General features: G+C 36.4%; 21 protein-coding genes. 15 read left to right on the top strand and 6 right to left on the bottom strand.

The window, feature by feature from the left end; genetic code table 11:
• Both H3T56_RS11185 and H3T56_RS11190 read left to right on the top strand, forming a co-directional pair.
• Positions 1–1,211: hypothetical protein (locus H3T56_RS11185; protein WP_198193037.1), on the top strand; the 1,211-nt coding region annotated here is incomplete at its 5' end.
• Positions 1,212–1,678: 467 nt separating this feature from the next.
• Complete coding sequence (locus H3T56_RS11190; protein ID WP_198193038.1) at positions 1,679–3,136, top strand: hypothetical protein; 1,458 nt, start codon at positions 1,679–1,681, stop codon at positions 3,134–3,136.
• A 256-nt stretch (positions 3,137–3,392) separates the two neighbouring features.
• Here the strand turns inward: H3T56_RS11190 and H3T56_RS11195 are convergent, their stop codons facing one another.
• Positions 3,393–4,016 (bottom strand): LysE family transporter, encoded by a 624-nt coding sequence (locus tag H3T56_RS11195; RefSeq protein WP_034903712.1) that lies wholly within the window; start codon positions 4,014–4,016, stop codon positions 3,393–3,395.
• Positions 4,013–5,455 carry an LTA synthase family protein gene (locus tag H3T56_RS11200; RefSeq protein WP_198193039.1) on the bottom strand — a complete coding sequence of 481 codons (1,443 nt, stop codon included), beginning with the start codon at positions 5,453–5,455 and terminating at the stop codon, positions 4,013–4,015. The genes H3T56_RS11195 and H3T56_RS11200 overlap by 4 nt, the downstream gene beginning before the upstream one ends.
• Positions 5,456–5,722: 267 nt before the next feature.
• Here H3T56_RS11200 and H3T56_RS11205 point away from each other — a divergent pair, with 267 nt between their 5' ends.
• The 10 genes from H3T56_RS11205 (at position 5,723) to H3T56_RS11250 (ending at position 15,176) form a co-directional block, all read left to right on the top strand.
• Positions 5,723–6,361: a nitroreductase family protein gene (locus H3T56_RS11205; protein WP_086320501.1), complete on the top strand. Its 639-nt coding sequence runs from the start codon at positions 5,723–5,725 to the stop codon at positions 6,359–6,361.
• A 10-nt stretch (positions 6,362–6,371) separates the two neighbouring features.
• Positions 6,372–7,559, top strand: coding sequence for an FTR1 family protein (locus H3T56_RS11210; protein ID WP_198193041.1), 1,188 nt, complete (start codon positions 6,372–6,374; stop codon positions 7,557–7,559).
• Between the two features lie 140 nt (positions 7,560–7,699).
• Complete coding sequence (locus tag H3T56_RS11215) at positions 7,700–8,263, top strand: iron transporter (RefSeq protein ID WP_065578501.1); 564 nt, start codon at positions 7,700–7,702, stop codon at positions 8,261–8,263.
• A 67-nt stretch (positions 8,264–8,330) separates the two neighbouring features.
• Complete coding sequence (locus H3T56_RS11220; protein ID WP_198193043.1) at positions 8,331–9,581, top strand: Fe-S-containing protein; 1,251 nt, start codon at positions 8,331–8,333, stop codon at positions 9,579–9,581.
• A gap of 22 nt (positions 9,582–9,603) precedes the next feature.
• Complete coding sequence (locus tag H3T56_RS11225; RefSeq protein ID WP_198193045.1) at positions 9,604–10,890, top strand: ABC transporter permease; 1,287 nt, start codon at positions 9,604–9,606, stop codon at positions 10,888–10,890.
• Between the two features lie 13 nt (positions 10,891–10,903).
• The gene (locus tag H3T56_RS11230; RefSeq protein ID WP_198193047.1) at positions 10,904–12,046 is read left to right on the top strand and encodes an FtsX-like permease family protein; all 1,143 of its coding nucleotides are present in this window, start codon (positions 10,904–10,906) and stop codon (positions 12,044–12,046) included.
• A gap of 11 nt (positions 12,047–12,057) precedes the next feature.
• Positions 12,058–12,717, top strand: a complete 660-nt coding sequence (locus H3T56_RS11235; protein WP_065563564.1) for an ABC transporter ATP-binding protein — start codon at positions 12,058–12,060, stop codon at positions 12,715–12,717.
• Positions 12,718–12,744: 27 nt separating this feature from the next.
• Entirely contained in the window at positions 12,745–13,218 is a 474-nt protein-coding gene (locus tag H3T56_RS11240; protein ID WP_065651423.1) for a DUF4418 family protein, read from the top strand.
• 81 nt (positions 13,219–13,299) lie between these two features.
• Positions 13,300–14,511: an ABC transporter permease gene (locus H3T56_RS11245; protein ID WP_065651422.1), complete on the top strand. Its 1,212-nt coding sequence runs from the start codon at positions 13,300–13,302 to the stop codon at positions 14,509–14,511.
• Positions 14,511–15,176, top strand: coding sequence for an ABC transporter ATP-binding protein (locus H3T56_RS11250; protein ID WP_065614037.1), 666 nt, complete (start codon positions 14,511–14,513; stop codon positions 15,174–15,176). The genes H3T56_RS11245 and H3T56_RS11250 overlap by 1 nt, the downstream gene beginning before the upstream one ends.
• A 29-nt stretch (positions 15,177–15,205) precedes the next feature.
• Here the strand turns inward: H3T56_RS11250 and H3T56_RS11255 are convergent, their stop codons facing one another.
• Complete coding sequence (locus H3T56_RS11255) at positions 15,206–15,787, bottom strand: nucleoside triphosphate pyrophosphatase (protein ID WP_198193049.1); 582 nt, start codon at positions 15,785–15,787, stop codon at positions 15,206–15,208.
• A gap of 329 nt (positions 15,788–16,116) precedes the next feature.
• Positions 16,117–16,545, bottom strand: coding sequence for a universal stress protein (locus H3T56_RS11260; protein ID WP_034904481.1), 429 nt, complete (start codon positions 16,543–16,545; stop codon positions 16,117–16,119).
• Between the two features lie 1,466 nt (positions 16,546–18,011).
• Here H3T56_RS11260 and H3T56_RS11265 point away from each other — a divergent pair.
• The gene (locus H3T56_RS11265; protein WP_034901766.1) at positions 18,012–18,308 is read left to right on the top strand and encodes a helix-turn-helix transcriptional regulator; all 297 of its coding nucleotides are present in this window, start codon (positions 18,012–18,014) and stop codon (positions 18,306–18,308) included.
• Between the two features lie 53 nt (positions 18,309–18,361).
• Here H3T56_RS11265 and H3T56_RS11270 read toward each other — a convergent pair whose 3' ends face one another.
• Together H3T56_RS11270 and rlmKL are read right to left on the bottom strand one after the other, a co-directional pair.
• Complete coding sequence (locus H3T56_RS11270) at positions 18,362–19,732, bottom strand: MFS transporter (protein ID WP_370545552.1); 1,371 nt, start codon at positions 19,730–19,732, stop codon at positions 18,362–18,364.
• Positions 19,733–19,974: 242 nt separating this feature from the next.
• Positions 19,975–22,095: a bifunctional 23S rRNA (guanine(2069)-N(7))-methyltransferase RlmK/23S rRNA (guanine(2445)-N(2))-methyltransferase RlmL gene (rlmKL, locus tag H3T56_RS11275; RefSeq protein WP_198193052.1), complete on the bottom strand. Its 2,121-nt coding sequence runs from the start codon at positions 22,093–22,095 to the stop codon at positions 19,975–19,977.
• Positions 22,096–22,396: 301 nt separating this feature from the next.
• Between rlmKL and H3T56_RS11280 the strand changes: the two genes are divergently transcribed.
• Both H3T56_RS11280 and H3T56_RS11285 read left to right on the top strand, forming a co-directional pair.
• Positions 22,397–22,705 (top strand): hypothetical protein, encoded by a 309-nt coding sequence (locus tag H3T56_RS11280; RefSeq protein WP_065578488.1) that lies wholly within the window; start codon positions 22,397–22,399, stop codon positions 22,703–22,705.
• Between the two features lie 282 nt (positions 22,706–22,987).
• Positions 22,988–23,779: a hypothetical protein gene (locus tag H3T56_RS11285; protein WP_198193054.1), complete on the top strand. Its 792-nt coding sequence runs from the start codon at positions 22,988–22,990 to the stop codon at positions 23,777–23,779.
• Positions 23,780–23,911 lie beyond the last annotated feature (132 nt).

Below are 23,911 nucleotides of genomic sequence, written 5' to 3' on the forward strand. Positions count from 1 at the left end.
CATCACACGCTATTTTACTGCCAGTTGCCGGTCAGAGCTTTGCCGATATTGATATGTTAGTGCCAACTAATGTTAATGCCATACCATTAAGCACCCTTATTGGCGCGCCTTATAACTATTGGGATGACGATGATGGCGATGGTGATTTTACTGTTACAGGGCAGTTGCATTTATCTATCCTTGATAAATATGACCGTCCGGTTACTCGTGACAATGTGCCGACCGTTTGTAAAGCACCTTATCGAGTGATATTAAGAACTGATGATGTTATCTTATCCACTCGTTATGGCGTACCTAAAAGTACGTCTTTTACTGCAAGTACTGTCACTTATTATATTAAACCACAGCCAATGGCGGATATTTGCTCTGCTAGGCCTATTTTGGATGACGGTAGTCATCCTGGTCCTTTTTCTATGTGGGACCCAGGTTTGGGTTTTCTTGTTCAGTCATCCGAACCGTCATCTTACGGTCTAAATTTTCCTACTACTGGCGCAGATGGTTTATATTTTGATTTAGTGTTAGGTAGTATTGATAAGAAATTGACATGGAAATCTATTTCTAATGGTACGATTAAAGCAACTATGGACTATTTAGACGAATCAGACCCCAGTATTGTTCGGGTCACCTTAAAAGGCCCCGTTGCTACAAAAAAACAATGGGATTCAGTTAATCCGAATAAGGTGGCAGGTGAGAAGAAGGTAATTGTTCCATTATTGCCTCAAACATTTGAGTTGGTGGGTAAAGATAGTGATAATGATGATATCGTGTTGAAATATGGTTTTGTGTTAAAGCAGTGGTTTGTCAATCGAGGTGATAAAGATCGTGTAGTTGCTGCACAATCATCATGGTGTATTAATCTAGGTTATCGTCTTCCACGCCTTAGGGAATTAACTAACGCATCAGCATGTTCAGAAATATACTGTCCAAGTGTTGTTTATCCATCAAATAGTTATCATTATTCGCGACGAATTGGTGCCGGATTCTTTGCTGAGTGGGGTGATCTGTATCGCTACTCTAAGGCTAATTTCATATATGCCTCACCCTACTGGACAAGTGAACCGGTGCCAACTGATAAGGAAGGCAAAAATACGAGCAATAGCACCCTCCAGTTCGCCACGACCTCTAGTACTGGTATAATCAAGGGTCTTGGTAAGACATATCCTGTTAGTGCAGCTTGCGTCGTGGGGGATGAGAAGAAAGAAGATAAATAACTTTACTAGAGCTTAAAAAAGAAGCTGATTGGCGAGAGTGATAAAAGACAAGATTCTGCTGAATTCACTCCGATAGGTTTATTTTTGAGGAACGGGGTTTTTACAGTAAAAAAATTGCTGAATGGCGTTTTTAAAGGGGTAACACTATGTTTTAAAGACTTAACGCTCTAATAATATTTACAAAATTTAACAATTAAATCATTAAATGTAGTTGCATAGATTTTTTTCGAGCACTATACTCTATAGATGATTTTAACCGCAATATTCGGTGATAATTTAGTCAGTCAAGCTGAAATAAAGTGAAATAAAACAGTGTATTACTTGACAAGGGATGTCAAAATGTGTTATAATTTACAACACCAAACACCAAACACCAAACCTGCCCAACGTTTAATTTAAATTCGTCTCGTTTTAGCCAACGAAGTTTCGTTTTTTCGTGTAGTTTATTTTTTCAGCAATCCCTTAAATTGTTATCAAGATTGTGTTTATCTTGGTCGATTTTTTTAACTTTACTGCCTATTATCTCTTTGGTCTTTTCATTTAATAGTCAAGCGCTGACCGCTTATACTACAAATGTTATTCACGGTAATGTGCCATATTTAACTTTTGATGGTGGTCAAACACGCGCGACAGACTTAGACGAACTGATGAAGATATCCTTCTCTGATGGTACGACATTAACACCAGCAAGTAATAACTCAAACTCATCACATGCTATTTTACTGCCGGTTGCCGGTCAGAGCTTTGCCGATATTGATATGTTGGTGCCAACTAATGTTAATGCCATACCATTGAGTATCCTTATCGGTACGCCTTATAATTATTGGGATGACGATGATGGTGATGGTGATTTTACCGTTACAGGGAAGTTGCATTTATCTATCCTTGATAAATTTGACCGTCCGGTCACTCGTGACAATGTGCCTACCATTTGTAAAGCTCCTTATCGAGTGATATTAAGAACTGATGATGTTATCTTATCCTCCCGTTATGGCGTACCTAAAAGTACGTCTTTTACTGCAAGTACTGTCACTTATTATATTAAACCACAGCCAACAGCGGATATTTGCTCTGCCAGACCTCTGTTAGAATATAACGGCGAACGTGCTGGTCCTTTTTCTATGTGGGACACAGGCTTAGGGTTTCTTGTTCAGTCATCTGAGCCGTCATCTTACGGTCTGAATTTTCCTACTACTGGCGCAGATGGTTTATATTTTGATTTGGTGCTAGGTAGTATTGATACGCAATTAACATGGGAGGATGTTTCTCCTAAGGGCGATATTAAAGCGACTATGACCTATTTAAATAGCTCAGACCCTAGTCTTGTCCGGGTCACCTTAAATGGTCCCGTGGCTACACCGCAGCAATGGCGTGTAGATGATCCGGGTTGGGCCGGTAAGAAGATAATTGCTCCATCATTGCCTCAGACATTTGAGTTGGTGGGTAAAGGTAAAGATAGTCACAATAATGATATCATGTTGAAGTATGGTTTTGTGTTAAAACAGTGGTTTGTCAACCGAGGTAATAGAACAGCGCCAGCTTCCAGACAGGGATCTTGGTGTCTTAATCTAGGTTTAGGTTTAGGTTATCGTCTTCCGCGCCTTAGAGAATTAACTAACGCATCAGCATGTTCAGAAATATACTGTCCAAGTGTTGTTTATCCATCAAATAGTTATCATTATTCGCGACGAATTGGTGCCGGATTTTTAGCTGAGTGGGGTAATATGCAAAGATACAAGGATGAGGCTAAACAGCACTATGCCTATTGGTCGAGTGAACCGGTGCCAACTGATAAGGAAGGCAAAAATACGAGCAATAGCACCCGCCAGTTCGCCGCGACTGCTGTTCACGGTTTGATTACAGGGTTAGGTACTTCTGCTGCAGTAGCTTGCGTCACGGGGGATGAGAAGAAAGAAGATAAATAACTTTGCTAGAGCTTAAAAAAGAAGCTGATTGACGGGAGTGATAAAAGACAAGATTCTGCTGAATTCACTCCGATAGGTTTATTTTTGAGGAACGGGGTTTTTACAGTAAAAAAATTGCTGAATGGCGTTTTTAAAGGGGTAACATTATGTTTTAAAGACTTAACGCTCTAATAATATTTACAAAATTTAGCAATTAAACCTTTAAATGCGGAACGGGGTTTTTGTAGAAAAAATTGAGGAAAGCACTTTTTATGCTCTAAAATCCCAACGCGACTTTAACCCCTAGTAAGATCAATATTACACCTAATAATTTATCAATAATAAATTGAAGTTTGAAATAACGTCGCTGGACGATTTGAGTTTGAAAGATAAATACAACCAATGGCCACCAAAGTAAGGCTTCAAGCCAAATAATAAATGCGACGAGCAATTTATCCATTAAAGTTGAGTCTGCATTGAGTAGTTGGGTAAATATAGCCAGAAAAAACAGTGTCGCTTTCGGATTTAGTAAGTTACATAATAGCCCTTGCATAAATGCCGCCTTTGCGGTGACATTAATTGGCTGAGTTTGTTTGCTGATGTAAGTGGTAGCACTACTTTTAGCTAATAACGCTTTAATACCTATCCATAGCAAATAAGCAGCGCCAGCATAACGCAAGGCATTATATAGCCACGGGGTAGCGGTGATTAATACCGCAATACCTGCCACACAATAACTCATATGAATGGCGATCGCGCTTATCACCCCTAAACAGGTCATTAATGCCATTTTTCGGTTATAACTTAAGCTATTTTTTAAGACCAGAAAAAAATCTGGTCCCGGGGATATCATGCCTAAACAGCTAATAGTGATAACTAAAATTAAGGTATCGACGCTCATTTTTGCACTTGTGCCGCATTGTTTAATGTCGCGATATTCGATTTATGTTGTTCAATAAACTGTTTTTTATCAACGTTCTCACCGCTTAAGTAATCGGTTAAAAATTTTGCATTGGTTTTAATTTGTGCACCATTTAGAATCAATCTCGGTAAATCAATTTGGTAAATACTTTGATTAGGTGATTTTTGTAAATCATCAACATTTGCATTGGTTAACAAATAGAGTTTGCGCTCTTTTTCTGATAACTTTTTCACCGTTTCGGTACCTGCCCCCATCATTAAATGGTCAGGGAAGATGTAAAACACGGTGTTGTCTAAGATACCTTGCTGTTTTAGGTGGTTAATAAATTCGCCTAAATTATAATCGAGCGAAGCGGCCACAAAAGACATATTATCTGGTTTTGGGCTGATTACTGATGTCATGCGCTCATCATTAAAACCGTTTGGAGCATGAGTTGAGACAGTTGAGATAAATAGCGCAAAGGGTTTATCGGCATTTTGCAACTCTTGTATTTGCTGTTTAGCAATGTCTAATATATCTTTATCATACAATCCAAATGGTGCATTTGGATATTTGCCTACATAATTTTTTTCGGAAACGACTTGCATGCCTATTACTTCGGCGGTGTGGCCAATTCCTGCAAATTCCGGACCAGCCATAACATAGCGAGTTTGATAACCGGCTTGTTTTAGCACATCACCTAAGGTAACCAATTGAGTGGTATTTGCACCTTTTAATGGTGAAGTTGAATGTTCTCCGATTAAAAATGGCACACCAGTCATATAGGTATACATAGAAGCTGTTGTCCATGTACTACCTGCACTCATTGGCATATTAGCAAAGAAAGTATATTGTTGCTTGAGTTGTCTTAAATTTGGCGTGATATCAGCAAAATCTAAAAATCCTTGTTCGAAGGATTCTAACGACAACACAATAATATTTTTGCCTTTTTGGCTATCAAGTTGTGATTTTTCAACATAATCATTCATATTTAAGTTTTGTAACGCTTGGGCAAAAGTTGCTTTTGGGGCGCAAGTAACTTGATAGATTTCATAAGCACGACTAATAGGGCCGTTATGGTAACTAATTGAGGCAATGGCAATGACGACTAATAGTAATCGCCAGTGTAATTTATATTTATGGCGAAACCAGTTGGCTAATTTGCTGAGGATAAAGACTAATCCTAAAAAGACGACAATCACCAAAAGCGCTTGTAGTTTGAAGATGAATAAACCTTCAATAATATCATTTACATTTAAGTTGACGTAAAACTGATAATCAATAAATCCACCACTAAAATAAATTGAGGTAAGCTCCATCACAATAATAACGGTCATTAAAATGATGGTGAATAATTGCCATTTTTTTTGTTTAAAAAACGAAGCTAAACTAATGGTTAAGATAAAAAGTGGTAAAACAACTAAAGTCGATAATGGCATAACAATCAATACTCATTTTTTACTTTAAAATTTAAAAATTGTCCCAGTATATACTTAATAAACAGAAAAATAAAAATCGGAATTGATTGGTTAATACATTAACCAGTCTATTGCAATCAATGAAGATTTCTACTTTATCAACTATATCAACTATCTTACTTAAGTTATTTCACCTTAATGATAATAATTATTGTTTGTTGTTGATAATTGGAAGCATTAGCAATAAGATAGTTAGCAAATATTTGCAAATGTTTTAAGGTCTACGCCATGTTGTGCTGGTTACGCAATGTTACAATTGTTTTATCAATGTCTTTATTTTGTTTATCAATAAGTTATGCCGATATCACTTTACCTACGCCACAAATGAAAGATGGCATGGGGTTATTTGATAGCCTTAAAAAACGTGCTTCAACTCCAGGCGGAGGGTTTCCAACCGGAATGGTCTCTGATGATGAACTATCAAGCGTGCTTTGGTCGGCAACGGGATTAAATCGAGGTAAAAATGGTTGGACGGTACCAATGGCTAGTGGTAAACAACCTTATGTTCGTCTTTATGTAGCTAGCGATAAAGGTGCCTTTTTATATGAATGGGAAGGACACTATCTTCGTGAGATAACTAAGCAAGATATTCGTGCTGACATTGGTATGCAAAATTTTACTAAGCGAGCACCATATATTCTTATTTTTGTAGCTGATGGTGCTAGCCTCAACGATTTTGATGCACAAAAAGCCAATGATTTTAGTCAAATTGCCGTTGGTGCTATGAGTCAAAACGTCTATTTGTCAGCGGCGGCACTAAAACTCAGCACTCGTTACATCCATTCAATTAAGCCTGAGATTATTAGTCAATCGTTACAATTGCCAGAAAGCAGTAAACCAATAGGGATAATGTTGTTAGCAAAATAAGGAGTAAGCAGTGAAAAAGTATTTAACTTTAGTGTTACTACTGATTGCCAGTTTAGCGATTTTTAGTTCCCCTTCTTACGCAACTGAAAAGAAGTATGCAAGCTGGAATGCGATTGTGGATGAAATGGATATCATTTTAAATGATGCTTATAACATCTATTTCATGAAAGATAGCGAAGCTGCTAAAGATCGAGTAAACAATGCTTATTTTGGTTTTTATGAAAAACATGGCGTTGAACGTGCGGTAATGTCTTACATTTCCGGTAAACGTGGCACTGATACCGAATACCAATTTGCTAAAATTAAACGATTAATGAGTCAAGGCGCGCCTAACAAAGTCGTGCGAACTGAGATTGATGTTATTCTGAAAATGCTCCACGAAGATGCTAATGAGTTAGATGGTAAAAAAGAGAGTGGCTGGAGTGTCTTCTTTGCCTCATTTATTATTATTTTCCGTGAAGGATTAGAAGCAATACTGGTGATTGCGGCAATTTCTGCATATTTAGTTCGTTCAGATAATAAGCCAATGCTTAAAGTCGTCTATCTAAGCAGTTTATTTGCGGTGTTTGCCAGCGTGTTGGCTGCTATCGCCTTGCATACTATTGTTGGTTTAAGTGGTGCCAATCAAGAAATTATGGAAGGTGCCGCCATGTTACTCGCAACAGTGGTGCTGTTCTTTATAAGTAACTGGATGCTATCTAAGTCAGAATCGAAAGCATGGAAAAATTATGTTGAAGGAAAGGTGCAAAGTGCGGTATCAACAGGAAGCAGTTTTGCGTTAGGGTTTGCTGCCTTTTTAGCTGTATTTCGTGAAGGAGCGGAAACGATCATATTTTATCAAGCTATGTTAGCTGATGCTAAAGATCACATGGATATGGTTTGGTATGGACTAGGTGTTGGTACCATCGTGTTGACTTTGGTATTTATTGTTATCCGCTTTGGCAGTGTTAAATTACCGCTTAAACCATTTTTTATTTGTACCAGTGCATTAATGTATCTTATGGCGATAGCCTTTGCCGGTGGTGGTGTGAAAGAGCTACAAGAAGCGGATATTATTTCGGTCACCCCAGTAGATTTTGTCCATTCAGTAGAGGTATTAGGCATCTATCCAACGGTTGAAACATTGGTGCCACAGTTAGTCATGCTAGTTGTCGTGATGCTCTCTATTATGTATTACAAAAAATATCATAAAAATTAAATAATATTATTATTCTTGGTGTGATTTAAACTTGAATAGTAATGAAAACATTGGCAGTAATTTGTAATTGATTAGTCATTAGTTTATTGATTAATTATTAAAGGGTAAAACAAGTTGTTAAAAAAATTAAGGAGTTTTCAATGAAAAAACTAATTATTTCTGCTGGTATTTCGTCAATACTTGCACTTTCTTCAATGGCAAATGCTGCTGCGCCGGCACCCGGTGAAGAAAAAGGTTTTGAAGAGTTTCCAATCGGTGAAGAAGTCACTGTTGGTCCATTACATATTGGTGCGGTTTACTTCCAACCTGTAGATATGGAGCCTGCTGGTATGGGTGGCTTACCTGCTTCTAAGTCAGATATGCATATCGAAGCCGATATTTCTGCTGCCGAAGGTAATAAGTTAGGTTTTGGTGTAGGTGATTTTGTCCCTTACTTAACTGTAAAATATAAAATTCAAAAACAAGGTAGTGACAAAACTATCGAAGGTAATTTTATGCCGATGAATGCATCAGATGGCCCACACTATGGTAACAATATTAAGTTAGATGGTGCGGGTAAATATAAAGTTACATTCACAATCGAAAACCCTGAAAAACAAGGTTATTTATTGCATGTAGATAAAGAAACTGGTGTTGAAGGTCGTTTCTGGTCTAAACCAATCGAGGTTTCTTGGGACTTTGACTACATCCCTCGTGCATGGTAATAATTAGCTAAACTATTGGCGAGTGTAACAACTCGCCAATATACGTTGTAATCTTTAGGCAATCGTTATGCTCCAATATCTTATCAGTATTACCGATAATACTTTTGTACCTGTGATCATATTGGCACTTGTTAGTGCAGTGTTTGTTCAGTCAAACCTATATAGTGGTAAAAAATATCTTATCATTGGTTTTTTGTTGGGAATGCTGGCGGCAATCATTTATGCAATCTTAAAGCGTAATACCGGTATTGCTGTTCGAGAGTACTATGACCTTGGTGTGATTATTCCGTGGTGCATTATTGTCATTCCATTGCTTATCTGTTGGTCGCTCAGAAATTCGTTTCAACAACCTATTATTAAGATTCTATTGGCTGTATTAACAGCTGTTGCTATAGGGTTGATTACAGCTCAATGCTTACCGAATATTTTACTCTACCCATTTGGATTTGATGTTGGCATGGAGTCAATATTCAATAATGATTATCTGTTTAAATGGGTTGGTTATGGCTTTGCTCTATTAGTTTGTGGTTTAATTGGCTGGTTGATTTATCGCCTTTGCGCTAGGTTATCAACTCGATTGGTGATGGTGATTGCGACCTTTGCCATTATTATCTTTACCATTCAAAACGCCATTAATCTACTACAAATATTAATTGTCAGACGATTTATCTCACCGCAACAGTGGATGATGGATTTAGTGATTTTTATTTTAGCGCATGTCAACTTGTTTACTTTTATCTTTATGGTGTTGGTATTACTACTCACTGTTTTATTATATACCAAAGCAAAAACCACCTCGCTGGTTGGTAATAATCCCGCTCAAATACGCAAACTTAAAGCAAGTTTACGCCGTGATCGTCGTACATCATTATTGTTAATGGCGGGAGTGGCTATTACTGCCTACACCGTCACTCGTGCTCGTTATATATTTGAAAAAGGGGTCGAACTCACCCCTGCTGAACCTGTTACGCCAAATGCTGATGGTTTAATTGTTATTCCATTAGAACAAGTTAATGACGGCAATTTGCATCGTTATGGTTATCAAACAACCGATGGCACATTAGTAAGATTTATTGTGATTAAGAAAAGTGAAAATGCCTATGGGGTCGGTTTTGATGCTTGTGATATTTGTGGGGCAAGTGGTTATTATCAACGAGGAAATCAAGTTGTCTGTATTTTATGTGATGTCGTGATGAATATTGCGACTATTGGTTTTTCTGGTGGTTGTAATCCCGTTCCACTTAAATATGAGATTTTAGATGGCAATATGATTATTCGACCTACGCATCTTGAAGCTGAAAAAAGTCGTTTTAAGTAAATGGTTTTAAAAGGAAGAAAATATGTTTCGTAGAATGTTACTTAGCGTGTTAGTTCGTCAAAAAAAGAAGCTATTTTTAATTGCCTTAACCGTTGCTTTAGGTGTATCGCTGGCGACTGCCATGTTAAATGTAATGTTTGATGTCGGTGATAAAGTTAATCAGGAATTAAAAGCCTATGGTGCTAACTTAAATATCGTTCCCAAAGGGGCTGCATTAGTTAATGAGTTATATCAACTAGATAATGCTGATACCCGAGCTGCTATTCAATATATCAAGCAAGATGATTTAGTAAAGATTAAGATGATCTTCTGGGCATATAACATAGTTGATTTTGCACCTTATCTTACTACACAAGTAACAGTTAATGATAAACCAGTTAGCTTAGTTGGAACTTGGTTTAATAAACATCTGACTATACCAACTGGTGATGAAGTTGACACTGGCATGTTAGCTATGAAGTCATGGTGGTCAATTGAAGGCAACACTATGAAGGATGATAATTTGCAAGGTGTAATGGTGGGTGAGACCATTGCCAAGCAATTGAATCTTAAACTAGGTGATAGCCTTGAGCTAATTTCACCATTAACCAATAAAAAAGTTACTTTAACTGTAAATAATATCTTCCACAGTGGAGGGATCGAAGATTCTCAGCTTTATGTGTCACTTCCTGTCGCGCAAAATCTGGCTAATAAAGATGGTTTGGTTGAACGGGTAGAAGTGAGTGCATTAACCACGCCCGAAAATGATTTAGCCCGTAAAGCAGCACAAGATCCAAATAGCTTATCACGCACTGAATGGGATACATGGTACTGTACCGCTTATATCAGTTCGATTGCCTATCAGTTAGAGGAGTTAATGCCCGATGTTAGGGTTAAAGCAATTATGCAAGTCGCTGAATCAGAAGGATCAATCTTACAAAAAACACAGTTATTAATGCTATTGTTAACTGTTTTATCCTTAATTTGCTCGGCGCTAGCAATATCCAATTTAGTTACTGCCAATGTGATTGAGCGTAGTACTGAAATTGGTTTATTAAAAGCGTTAGGTGCAACAAATATTTCGGTAGCGATGTTAATCCTTACTGAAATACTGATCATTGCTTTACTCGGGGGGATGGTTGGTTATTTTGTCGGTCTTGGCTTTGCGCAAATTATTGGCCAAACGGTATTTGGTTCGTTTGTTGAACCTAAGATGATAATTATTCCACTGGTGTTAATTATGGTAAGCCTGATCACATTGTTAGGTAGCTTGCCAGCATTGCGTATCATGATGTTTTTACGCCCAACCGATGTGTTGCATGGTCGGTAAGTGAGGCTAAATGATGATGAATAAAAATCAACGCTTTATTTTAAAAACGCTGCTAAGTTCGTTAATTCGCCGCCGTTCCCGGATTGCTATTGCTCTACTCGGTGTAGCGATAGGAGCCACCGTTTTACTTGGTATGGTTACACTTTGTTATGATATCCCAAGACAAATGGGACAAGAGTTTCGCTCTTATGGTGCTAATTTGCTGTTGATGCCGGCTAATAATCAACCTACCATGCCAATGACCGAAGTAAAAAAAGCTGTAAGCTTACTACCGCAAGATAAGCTATTAGGGGTTACCCCATTTCGTTATGACTCTATCCGCAGTAATCAACAGCCTTATACCATTGTCGGCACGCAGTTTGATCAAGTTATCAATACTAGCCCTTATTGGAAAATAGAAGGTGAAGTGCCGAAAAACCCAAATGAAATTATGATCGGTACCGATATTGCCCATTTTGCTAAGCTTAGCATTGGTAGTACCATACCAATTTCAGGTAAATCTAAACAAAATTCGCGCTTCGATGAAGAATTAACTATTACCGGCATCGTCAAAACCGGTCGAGCTGAGGATAACTTTATCTTTATTGAACTCAATGATCTGGAAACGTTACTCGAAGAAAACAATCAAGCCGAAGTGGTCGAAATAAGTATTACGGCAACGCAAGATGAGTTACAGCGCTATATTCAAACCATTAAAGATAATTCCAGCACGGTCGAACCCCATCTTATAAAATGGGTTACACAATCGGAAGCATCGGTGCTCGGTAAACTGTCATCTTTACTCTATTTGGTCACACTAGTGGTGTTAATTTTGACAATGATCTGTGTCGCCACCACTATGATGACGGTCGTTATGGAGCGCCGTAAAGAGATTGGTCTGAAAAAGGCTATTGGTGCAACCAATAAAAGTATTGCCAAAGAATTTTTAGCCGAAGGATTAATCTTAGGTATTGTCGGTGGTGTGATTGGAGTGATTTGTGGTCTGATTTTTGCTCAAGTAATCAGTGCTAACGTATTTGGGCGATCAATTGTAATTGAATTTTATTTAATACCAACAACGATTATTATTTCGGCTGTGGTAACCATTATTGCGTGTTTGATTCCAGTAAAACGTGCACTTGAAGTTGAACCTGCATTAGTTTTACGTGGCGAATAGGATAGTAAAGTATGAATATGCTCGAAGTGAATAATGTATCTAAAATCTATGGCTCATTACATGCCTTGTCTGAAGTTAATTTAACCGTTGAAGAGGGTAAATGGTTATCTATTATGGGACCATCAGGCAGTGGTAAAACAACCTTAATGAATATTATTGGTTGTATGGATAAACCGTCATTAGGCTCTGTGATTTTAGATGGACAAGATATCACCCAGTTGTCATTACCACAGCTGACGGAAATTCGCCGTGATAAGATTGGTCTAATCTTTCAACAATTCCATCTTGTTTCCTATTTAACTGCATTAGAAAACGTAATGGTGGCGCAATATTATCACAGTATGGTAGATGAAAAAGAAGCCTTACAAGCATTAGAACGAGTTGGACTTGCGGCACGGGCCAAACATTTACCACGCCAATTATCGGGTGGTGAACAGCAAAGGGTCTGTATTGCCAGAGCGCTAATTAATTATCCAAAACTGATTTTAGCTGATGAGCCAACTGGTAACTTAGATGAAAGTAATGAAGCAATGGTTATGAACTTACTACATCAACTTCACGAAGAAGGAAGTACAATCATCGTTGTTACGCATTCGCCTGAAGTATCAAAACATGCGCAGACTACGGTGGTTCTTGAACATGGTAAGGTAGCAAGTATTATCAATAATTAATAATTAATAATTAAAGGGTCTATATTTATGAAAAATCGCGTTGTTACATCTGTATTATTTATATTCATCGGGGCGCTACTTATTTTATTTCCGCTTTATATTTTACCTGTCTGCCCGTTGCCTGATGCGCAAGCTATACCTGCTACAACGATGGCAGGGGATGGGCATATACATATGCATTCAACTCCAGGTAAAATCATGAAATGCTTTTGGACTGCAAGGGCTGAAATTGGTATTGGTAGTTTAGTGATTGCCATTGGTGCGTTAGTACTATTTAGTCGCTCACTATTTGTCCGTATGGGATTGAGTATGGCGTTAGCTTGCACTGCAGTTTTAGCGGCAGCTATTCCAACTATTTTAATTGGTGTTTGTGGCAATGAGATGATGCGTTGTAATATGGGTGCCAAACCTGCACTGATTTTATTAGCTATCGTTTTGGCAATTGCTGCAATCAGCAATGTGCTTTATTTGAATAAACAAGTAAATAAACAAATAAGATAAACAGTATTAAGTAAGTATCAACAATCAACATTAGTCACCATCAGCCTTAATACAACAAGATATAAAAACGAGAACTAAAACATGCAAGAAAAACCGATTACTATAGCAAATTTAGCATGGCGAAACATTCAAAGACGACCATTTCGGAGTTGTTGTTTGATTATCATTATTATGCTGTTTTCCGCTACGCTATTTGGCGGTAGCGTGTTAATGAAAAATCTGAGTTTAGGTATTTCCGGTATGGCTAATCGTTTAGGCGCGGATATTCTTGTTGTACCTTACGGTTATGAAAAAAATCTTGAAGTTGCATTGTTACGTGGTGAACCAAGCAGTTTTTATCTAAAAGCGGATTTGATGGATAAAATTAAAGTAATCAAAGGGGTTAAAGCTGTCTCCCCCCAACTGTTTATCGCTTCATTGAATGCTGGTTGCTGTACATCTAAAGTACAACTAATTGGTTTTGATCAGCAAAGTGATTTTGTGATCAAACCTTGGTTGCAAACGCAGTTAAACCAACCATTGATCGATAATCAGGTTGTTGTTGGTAGCAAAATTACTGCCAATGTCGGTGATGAAATTAAGTTTTTTAATCATCCATTTAAAGTCGCAGCCAAAATGGATAGTACCGGAATGGGCTTTGATACCTCTGTATTTATGACGATCCCGACGGCACAATTACTGATGAAAGAAGCGAACCTAATTGAAGGCGATACTGATCACTTTGCTAACTATGTATCATCAATTTTTGTTAAAGTCGATCCTGATTATCAGCCTAAAGATGTTGTTAATCAGATGATGCCGAAATATGCTATTGACTACAATATTGATTTTGTGATGACCAAAGGCATGTTAAGTAATATTTCCAAATGGCTAACTGGTTTTTCAACTATTGTCTATAGTTTATCGGCAATTTTCTGGGTACTGGCGATTATTGTCATCTTTGTGATATTTTCATCATCACTTAATGAACGTAAACGTGAAATAAGTCTATTACGTATTTTAGGCGCTTCACGTAGTGATCTGGTTAAAATGTTACTGCGAGAATCGCTTATTATTAGCGCTTTAGGTGGTATTGCCGGTATTGTGATTGCTGGTGTATTAATTTATGCCTTTAGCTTATTGATTTGCCAGTCGATAGGTTTGCCATGTATGAACATTTCCATTACTGACGGATTTATTTATGCATTAATGGTATTTATGTTGACGTTAATTATTGGTCCACTGTCTAGTATTTATTCGGCATTATCGTTGACTAAATTTGATACTTATCAAACATTAAGAGAGGGTGAATAATGTTATTGGATGTCAAAAACCTTCGCAAAGATTATCAACGTGGTTCGCAACATTTCTCAGCGGTAAATAATGTTAGTTTTTCAATGGCACAAACCGACTTTATCACTATTATGGGCAAATCAGGCAGTGGTAAAACGACGTTACTTAATATGATTGCTGGGTTATTAACTCCTACTCAAGGTAAAATTACTATTAATGGTACCAACTTATTTGAACTTGATGATAAGCAGGTGTCAGCATTTCGTAATCAAAATATTGGCTACATTCCACAAGGTAGTAGTTTATTACCCAATTTAACCGCACTGGAAAATATTCGCTTACCATTTTATTTAACTAAACGGGAAAACCAATCTAGCTTAAATTATGCGCTGGAACTGCTTGAAAAGGCTAAAATTGGCTACTTAAAAGATACTTATCCCGCGAATATGTCGGGAGGAGAAATGCGTCGAATTGCTATTTTACGTGCGCTGATTTGTCGGCCACAATTAGTGATTGCCGATGAACCTACCAGCGATCTTGATGAAGAAAGCTCCGCACAAATTATGGCATTATTAACCGAGATTCACCAACAAGGTACAGGACTATTAATTGTTACTCATGATAATGATGTAGCAAATTATAGCCAAAGAACGCTAAAAATGTCCTCAGGTCGATTAATTGATTAATTAATTTACCTTTATGGCTTTATTATTAATTATAAGAATAGTGGATTACAGCCCATATCGATCATAATTTTATTTAACTTTATCAGCGGTAATCCAACTAATGAATTAATATCATCACCTTCAAGTTTATCAAAAAGGGTGATACCTAATTCATCACATTTAAAACTACCAGCACATTGTAGTGGCATCTCTTTAGCGATATAAGCATCAATTTCTGCATCAGTTAACTGGCGAAAAGTAACCTTAAACGGTTCACAAATTGTTTGCGATTGGCCGGTACGAGTATCAATGACGGTCATTCCGGTATAAAAGTAAAACGCTTTACCACTGCTATTTCTCAATTGTTGTTGGGCATTTTCAATGGTATGTGGTTTGCAAACAATCTGATCATCCAATACACCTACTTGATCAGAACCAATAATCAAACTATCAGGATAATTAGCCACTAACGACTGCGCTTTGGCATTAGCTAAACGCACCACCAATTGCTGTGCACCTTCATTTAGCAAAGGCGTTTCATCACAAATGGGTGGTACACACTCAAACGGAATGGCTAATTTTTCCAATACCTTTTTACGTGATAACGATGTCGATGCTAAGATAATTCTCATTGCAACTATTCTCTTTAGATTCATGGCGAAAGATGAGCATTAAAACCGATATAACGGTAATAATCAACTGTCAGTTGTGTTATAAAGTTATCCAGCAACGATGGTCTGTGTGATTTTGGGCCTATTGTCTAAATGGCTTATCAATCACTTATTTTCGATAAGTTTTATTAACTACTAAATTAGTTAAACTGCAAGTAATTGCAACAAATCGTTGTTCATTGAATTTCAGACGTTTTATTGTTTGGCAGCAATTTCAATATCGAGATTACGTCCGAGTAAAGTGGATTTGCGCGAACCCTCTTTACTCGGAAGTAAATTTTAAATTAAATCTAGCGTACCACTAACACTGATGTTTGTGCGCCACGCACCACTCCTGAGGCATTTGATCCCAGTAAGTGTGTTGAGATATTAGGACGTCTTGAACCTAAAATAATTAGATCTGGTTCAATTTCTTCGGCTATATGTAAGATCTCATCTCTTGGATTACCAAAAGCGATTGAAAAAGATAAATTTTCCCGCGGTAAATTAATCGTATCAATCAAACGATGTAACCACTGTTCTGTTTGTACAGTAGCTTGATCTTTAAACTCATCAAAACCAAATGAGTAAGCATTCACGATAGCCGATGCAACTGGTAAGGTATGAAAGAAGATAACTTGCGCATTGGATAATTTTGCTAAACACTCAACATGAGGGATCACTTTTTGAGTGAGTTCATCTTCAAGCACATCAATCGGAACTAATATTTTTTTGTACATAACGCCTCCTCACAATATTTAAACTTGGCTTTACCATTTTATTGGTGAAGGCCAACGGTATTGGTTCAGTATGATACTAATTTTAAATGAAATCCAATTGTTACATGACTATCCTAACGCGAATTTAAAAGATTGAAATAATTTTTTTGCAAAATCATGATGGAGATCAACTATAACTAACATTATTTATCATCATGACCTTAAACCGACACTAAAACAAACAATAACAAACAATTTGCGTGGTCGCCGCGGGAGATTGTAAAGAGGGTTCGCGCCAACCCTCTTAACTCGGACGTAATCACCGTATAGAAACAACCACAAAACAGCAAACGTCCGAAATTCAAAGAACAAAAAAACTTGAGGAACGGGGTTTTTAAAGCCAAAAAATCCCGCCCAAGTTTCCCCGAAATTGGTTTTAAAACTAAAATTAGCTTGCTATAAACATAAGAGTTTATTTTGGCAAATAAGTTTGGTGTATTTAATTTAGCGACATTCGCAATGTGCTGACAACTGAGTGAGGTTAGCATGGCAAACAGGGATGTTTGGCAAGGAGCGTTAACAGCGAACGAAGGCGGAAGGCAGTCACATCGTGACCACTTGCGTGGTCGCCGCGGGAGATGGTAAAGAGGGTTCGCGCCAACCCTCTTAACTCGGACGTAATCACCGTATAGAAATAACCACCAAACAACAAAACGTCCGAAACTCAAAGAACTAAAAAATAAAGAACTAAAAAATTTTGAGGAACGGGGTTTTTAAAGCCAAAAAATCCCGCCAATAAATCGCTAACGCTAGTTATAACATCAGCTAGTTCCAATAATAAAAGTTTATTTTGGCAAATAAGTTTGGTGTATTTAATTTAGCGACATTCGCAAAGAGCTGACAACTGCGTGAGGTTAGCATGGCAAACAGGGATGTTTGGCAAGGCTGTGCTTTGTCAGGAACAAATCACAGCCGGTGCGTTAAGACCGAACGAAGGCGGAAGGCAGTCACATCGTGACCACTTGCGTGGTCGCCGCGGGAGATTGTAAAGAGGGTTCGCGTCAACCCTCTTAACTCGGACGTATTCACCGCATAGAACTAGCCACCAAACAACAAAACGTCCGAAACGAAAAGAACTAAAAAATAAAGAACTAAAAAATTTTGAGGAACGGGGTTTTTGAAACTTATAATACTTACTTATTGCTAACCCTTTTTTTTAACTTAAAATAAAATAATTAAAAATCAATATATTAAAAAATCACTTAAAAAAAGGGTTTTTATTGGTAAAAATAGACTTTGCCTTTTTGCCAACAACATTTATAGTATATCGGGTTCTAGTTTACTGCCGTGTAGGTAGCTTAAAATTAATTAAAATTATAACACTCGAAATCCACCAAACTAGAAAAGTTTAGCAAAGGAGTTTTTTAGGTGAATAAATTCACCACATGTTATAATTATGTTTAATTATAATTAACTCTGTAAATATGATGAATAATAGTACAATTGATAACCAATTAAATGAAAAAATGGTGCTTATTTTCAAAGCATTATCAGATCCGGTTAGAATAGAAATAATTAAATATTTAAAAAGTATAGAAACAGAGGTTATCTGTGGTGAAATTGGTCAAGCAGTTGGTATTAGTAAACCCTCAGGAACTTATCATTTTAGGTTATTACAACAAGCAGAATTAATTAATGTAAGAAAGAGTGCTAGGGAAAAATATGTATGGCTTAATAAATCAACATTTGATAAATATGTTACCGGGTTTTTTGATAATCTTTAAAATACTCAAATATTGATTTATTGTTGAATTTATCGCTTTGATTTTATCAAATATTATTTTTTATCCCTTGCAGTTAACCTTATTGAAAAAACTATTCCTAATAATGATATCAGACCAGACGTAATAATAACTGCATCAAATCCTTTGGCAAAAGCTGTTGAATTAGTGGTTCCGCCGAAAATATTGAATACAATTACGCATATTGTGGTACCTATTGCTCCACCAAATAAGCGAAATATATTATATATTCCTGATGCTTTCCCTAAATATATTGGTTCGACAGCGCTTAACACCGCTTTTTGCAGAGCCGGTCCTGCCATCGAAAGTCCCATACCAGCGATCATTAAAGGTATTGCCATCGCTATATATGAATCAGTTGCATTAAATAAAAAAATAATTAATAGATAACCGATCCCCTGTAAGAATAATCCTAGTGTTGCAATAATCCTTTCGCCAAATCTATCTACAGCGCTGCCTGCAAAAGGTGCGATAACGACTAATGTTGCTGTCCAAGGTAATAATTGTAATCCCGCCACGAGTGGATTAACGTTTTCTAATACTAAAAAAAATTGTGGCAAAAAGAATAACACGCCAAACATCGAGGCATATAATAAAAAAGTTGCGATGTTACCATTAGTGAATACCTTGGTGCGAAATAGTCTTAATGGAATCATAGGGGTAGAACTTATTTTTTGCCTAACAATAAATAAAATAGCTAGTGCGAGGCTAGATAATCCGGTAATAATGGTTATAACGTGTGTGGTATTTGTGGTTATGGTGGATAATGACCATATTATTCCGGCGGAAGATATGGCAATAAGCAAAATATCAATAAAGTTCAACTTATCATCCTTACCTTTACTTTCAGGTAATAAATTATGAGCAAAATAGATTGTTATTATTCCAACAGGCAAATTAATCCAAAATATCCATTGCCATGATAAAGTTGCGACAATAAATCCGCCTAAAACTGGCCCGACAATTAGTGCTAAACCACCAATGCCACTCCATATTCCTAAAGCTTTTCCACGTATATCAACGGGTAATGAATGCGTTAGAATTGCCATGGACATTGGTGTCATAACACAAGCACCAACAGCCTGTATCATTCGAGATATAATTAATAAGGTAATACTATTCGATAAAGCACAAAATATAGAAGCAATAGTGAAAATCGCAATACCAATCAGATAGACTTTTTTTCTGCCTATTTTTTCGCCCAGTGATACACCAACCAGTAGTAATGCCGCTATGGTTATATTATAAATGTTCAACAACCACTGTAATAAATTTACCGATATTTGAAAATCATTTCTTATGGCGGTAGTGGCTGTGGTAACTATCATTGAATCGATCATTGACATGAAAAATCCTAAAGAAGTTAAAATAATGATAGCTGATGAATTAACCTTTCTTTCTTGCATATTGTCAACTTCCTGCTTGGCTATATTGGGCAAAATAATTTCCTTAATTTGGATTTTTTAATCTATTAGGCTATATGGTATCTAATTTGTTTAAGTTTATAGTTTAATAGTTCATTAGTTATTTAACTATTTTACCATTTAAATGAATAAAAACAAACAGAATAGCTAATTGCTAAGATAAATTTGATTCAATTATTTTTGAAGATGGAAGAATTTACCGCCTTGCGGCGGTATTTTATTTATTATTGATGTTTAACGATAAAACAGCAGTGGATCTGTTTATTGCGTTTAAAATCGAGTGATAAGGTTTTATCGGTGATATCTTGAAATGTTAGCCCTAGTTTTCGCATACCGTCGCTATCCATTTTGAAGCCTCGTTTATTGTTTGAAAATACTATTACTCCATTTGGTCTAAGTAAGCGTTTTAAATCACTCATTAATTTTAGATGATCACGCTGAACATCAAAGGTATCGTTCATTCGTTTAGAGTTGGAAAATGTTGGAGGATCGATAAAAATCAGATCAAACTGTTCATCCGCCTGCGATAAATAGAGTAAGCAGTCGGCTTGTATCAATCGATGTTTTTTTCCGGTTAAGCAATTTTGTTTTAAATTACGATCAGCCCACTCTAAATAGGTGCGTGACATATCAACGGTCGTGGTTGATTTTGCGCCACCAAGACCGGCATAAACGGTTGCGCTACCTGTGTAGGCAAATAGATTTAAAAAGTCTTTACCCGCGCTCATTTGGCCGATCATTTTTCTGGCTAGACGGTGATCCAAAAATAGACCGGTATCTAAATAATCGACCACATTAACCCAAAACTGCGTTTTGTGTTGATTAATAGGATATTCATGGACTAAGAAGTAATCCTGTTTTTGCCCGAGTTTTTGATATTGTTGTTTACCTTTTTGCTTTTCACGAGTTTTTAGTACCAATTGGTCGGCAGTTAACTCCAGTACCGACATAGTGGCATTAATAATATCAAATAGTCGTTGTCGCGTTTTTTGCGGATCAATATTTTTGGGTGCGGCATATTCTTGTATCACAATTTTGTCTTTATAACGATCGATAGCCACGTTATATTCAGGTAAATCTGCATCGTAAAGGCGATAACATTCAAGTTGTTCTTGGCTTGCCCATTTTGCAAATCTTTGGCAATTTTTACGTAGACGATTGGCAAAATCGGCAGCGGGTAAATTTGGTGACGTAACCGGCTTATCGACTTGACGATCAGCAATGGTATAATTTTTTTGTACACAATCTAAAGGCCCATTTTTGGCTTTAAACTGTTTTTCGGCTCGCATTTGCAAACAATCTAACAGTTGTGGAGCGCCACTAAATAGCGATAGTCGCCATCCAGCAAATTGTTGCTTAATTTGACGACCAAGTGCAGAGTGCAGGGCAACCAATGCAGGTTCACTTTCTAATCGTTCACCATAAGGCGGATTGCTGATGATCATACCATGTATCTGGTGCTCAAAGGGATTAGTTAATTGAGTCACATCCTGCACAGCAAAAGTAATTAAATCACCAACTCCAGCTTGGATAGCATTTTGCTTGGCGCGCTCTAACACCGCAGGGTTATTGTCATAACCAATGAAAGGCGTTGTCGCTTTTTTTACATTGTGCTTGGCGGTAAATAACAACTCATTCCAAAGTGTTGGATTAAATCCTTGCCAAGCAAAAAATCCCCACTGTTTACGTAACAGTCCAGGTGGAATGTTAGAGGCCATCATTGCAGCTTCAATTAGTAAGGTTCCTGAACCACACATTGGATCGATAAGAGGTTCATCTGTTTGCCAGCCAGAGCGGCGAATAATTGCTGCAGCTAAGTTCTCTTTTAATGGTGCTTGGCCTGTTTGTTGACGATAACCACGTTGATGTAGGCTTTCACCACTTAAATCTAATGATAAGGTAACTCGATTTTTGTTTAGATAAGCATGTAAACGAATATCTGGATTTTGTTTAGCAACATTTGGGCGCTCATTAGTTTGACGCATAAAATGGTCAACAATTGCATCTTTGATCTTTAATGCTCCATATTGGCTATTGCGAATAAAGTCATTAACGCCAACAAAGTTAATCATAAATGAGTTATCGACCGCAAAAATATCGCTCCATTTGATATTCATCACACATGAATAGAGATCTAAATCGCTATAAATATCAAACTCAGCAATCGGCAATAAAATCCGAGAAGCTAAACGAGACCATAATAATGATTGGTACATGGTTGATTGATCAGCGTCAAAGTAGACACCACCTTGCGACACTTTACAATTTATCGCGCCAATATTTTCTAACTCTTGTTTTAATAACTCTTCAAGCCCGCGAGAGGTGCTGGCAAATAGCGTTTTCATGCATAATCCACTTAACAATAAAATTGCAGGCATTATACCGACTAATTGCAACAGTGGGAAATGGTCAAACTAAACAATCTATAAACAAATAGAAAATAAGCAGAATCATGATAATTTATACAAAGGTATGGGTTTTGAAAGTTTATTTTTATATAAATTAACTGTTAGTTAATATAAGTGGAAATTGTTTTATCTATTTATCATAATTTGTTAATATACATAGGCTTTGGTTTCAGATTAATTTTATAATAAATTATTTAATTAGTAGATTTAATTAAGCATCTTTTTGGATAGAGGTAAAATGAAAGTACTATCAATTGTTGGATTAATTATAGCTATAATATCTGTTTTTATTCCATTTTTCGGTTTAATTTTAGCTATGTTATGTAGTTTTTTGGCGTTAATTACTTTTGTTAAACAACCGAATATTTCTGGTACTATTTTTGGTATTAATATCTTTAGCACAGCATTTATGTCTCCAGTATTAGCTTCTATGGCCGCAGATTCAGGAATTGGTATTTATCTATTTTTTGTTATATATCATGTAGTAATGATGTTCAATGCATTTATTTTATTTTTAATTTTCCGCAAAAAAAACACTGCGGCATAATCCCCCACCTAGATTGAAAAATCAATTTGCTAACTAACCTTCGATGTATTTAGCTGAGACCAAAAACAGAATTAATATGGATTGTTTTTTCACCAACCATAATAAGCATGGTGATTGGACAAAAGGTTATTGTTCTGCAAACAAAAAAAATCTAGGCGATTTTAAGAGAGAAATAGAGTATTGGTGATTATATTAAAATGAATATTATCCATCACTATATTTAATTAAAAATTTGTTTATGACAAAAATAATTAAAATATCAATAATAAAAAGAGAATATAGATGAAAAACCTTTTATTAGTAGTATGCTGTTTTTTTAATTTTTATGCCTTCGCATCCGTTGATGATGAACGTAACCATATTCGTGTTACTAATAATTATCTCTTTCTTCTTTTTCCTGAGTATATTCCGCATTCTGTTCCCATAAAAAAACAAGAATTACTTATTAAAAATATCCAACCAACATCTTCTGTCAGTAATTTAGAAGTATATTCAGATGATAATGGTCTTATTATAGAAGAATCTGCTCCTGATAAAAAAGGTCTGATTATGGATTATAAGATGCAAGTTTTAACACGAAATGAAAAAGGAACTTACGTTAATTATTCAGTGCAGTTTGATGATCAAAAAAATGTTACAGAAATTAAAGATTCTAACCAAAAAATAACTTCTTATTATAAATATGATGAACAGGGAAAATTGATTTCTTCAAATGAAAATGTAGATGGGAAAAATTATATAGGTACTTATTTATATGATAAAAAAAATAATCTTATCCAGCATAACGAGCGAGAAATTGAAACTATTAGGTCCAAAAAGATACTTACTTTCCTGTCAACAAATTTATATTATTATGATGATGAAAACAGATTGGTTTCTTCCATTTCAAAACAGGAGGATCCTTTATTAAATGGAAAAACGGCATCGTTACCAAAAGATATCAATGAGTCTAAATATCGAACATTTACTTGTTACTATAGTCAATATAATGAACACGGTGATTGGACTGTTAGCCAATGTTTTAACGGTGATAATGAATTAGATATGTCTATAACACGAAAATTAGAATATTAGTCTGCATAAGGCAAAAAACTGATAGCGAGGGAGCTAAGTCTTACTAGTTATTATACGTATGCTGAAGTAGGTGGAGAGCTGTTTAATAATTATCTAATTGATTTAATGTGAGAACTCTAATTTTGATGATGA

Origin of the sequence: Gilliamella sp. W8123, from assembly GCF_016101085.1 — a bacterium.
GTDB lineage: Bacteria > Pseudomonadota > Gammaproteobacteria > Enterobacterales > Orbaceae > Gilliamella > Gilliamella apis.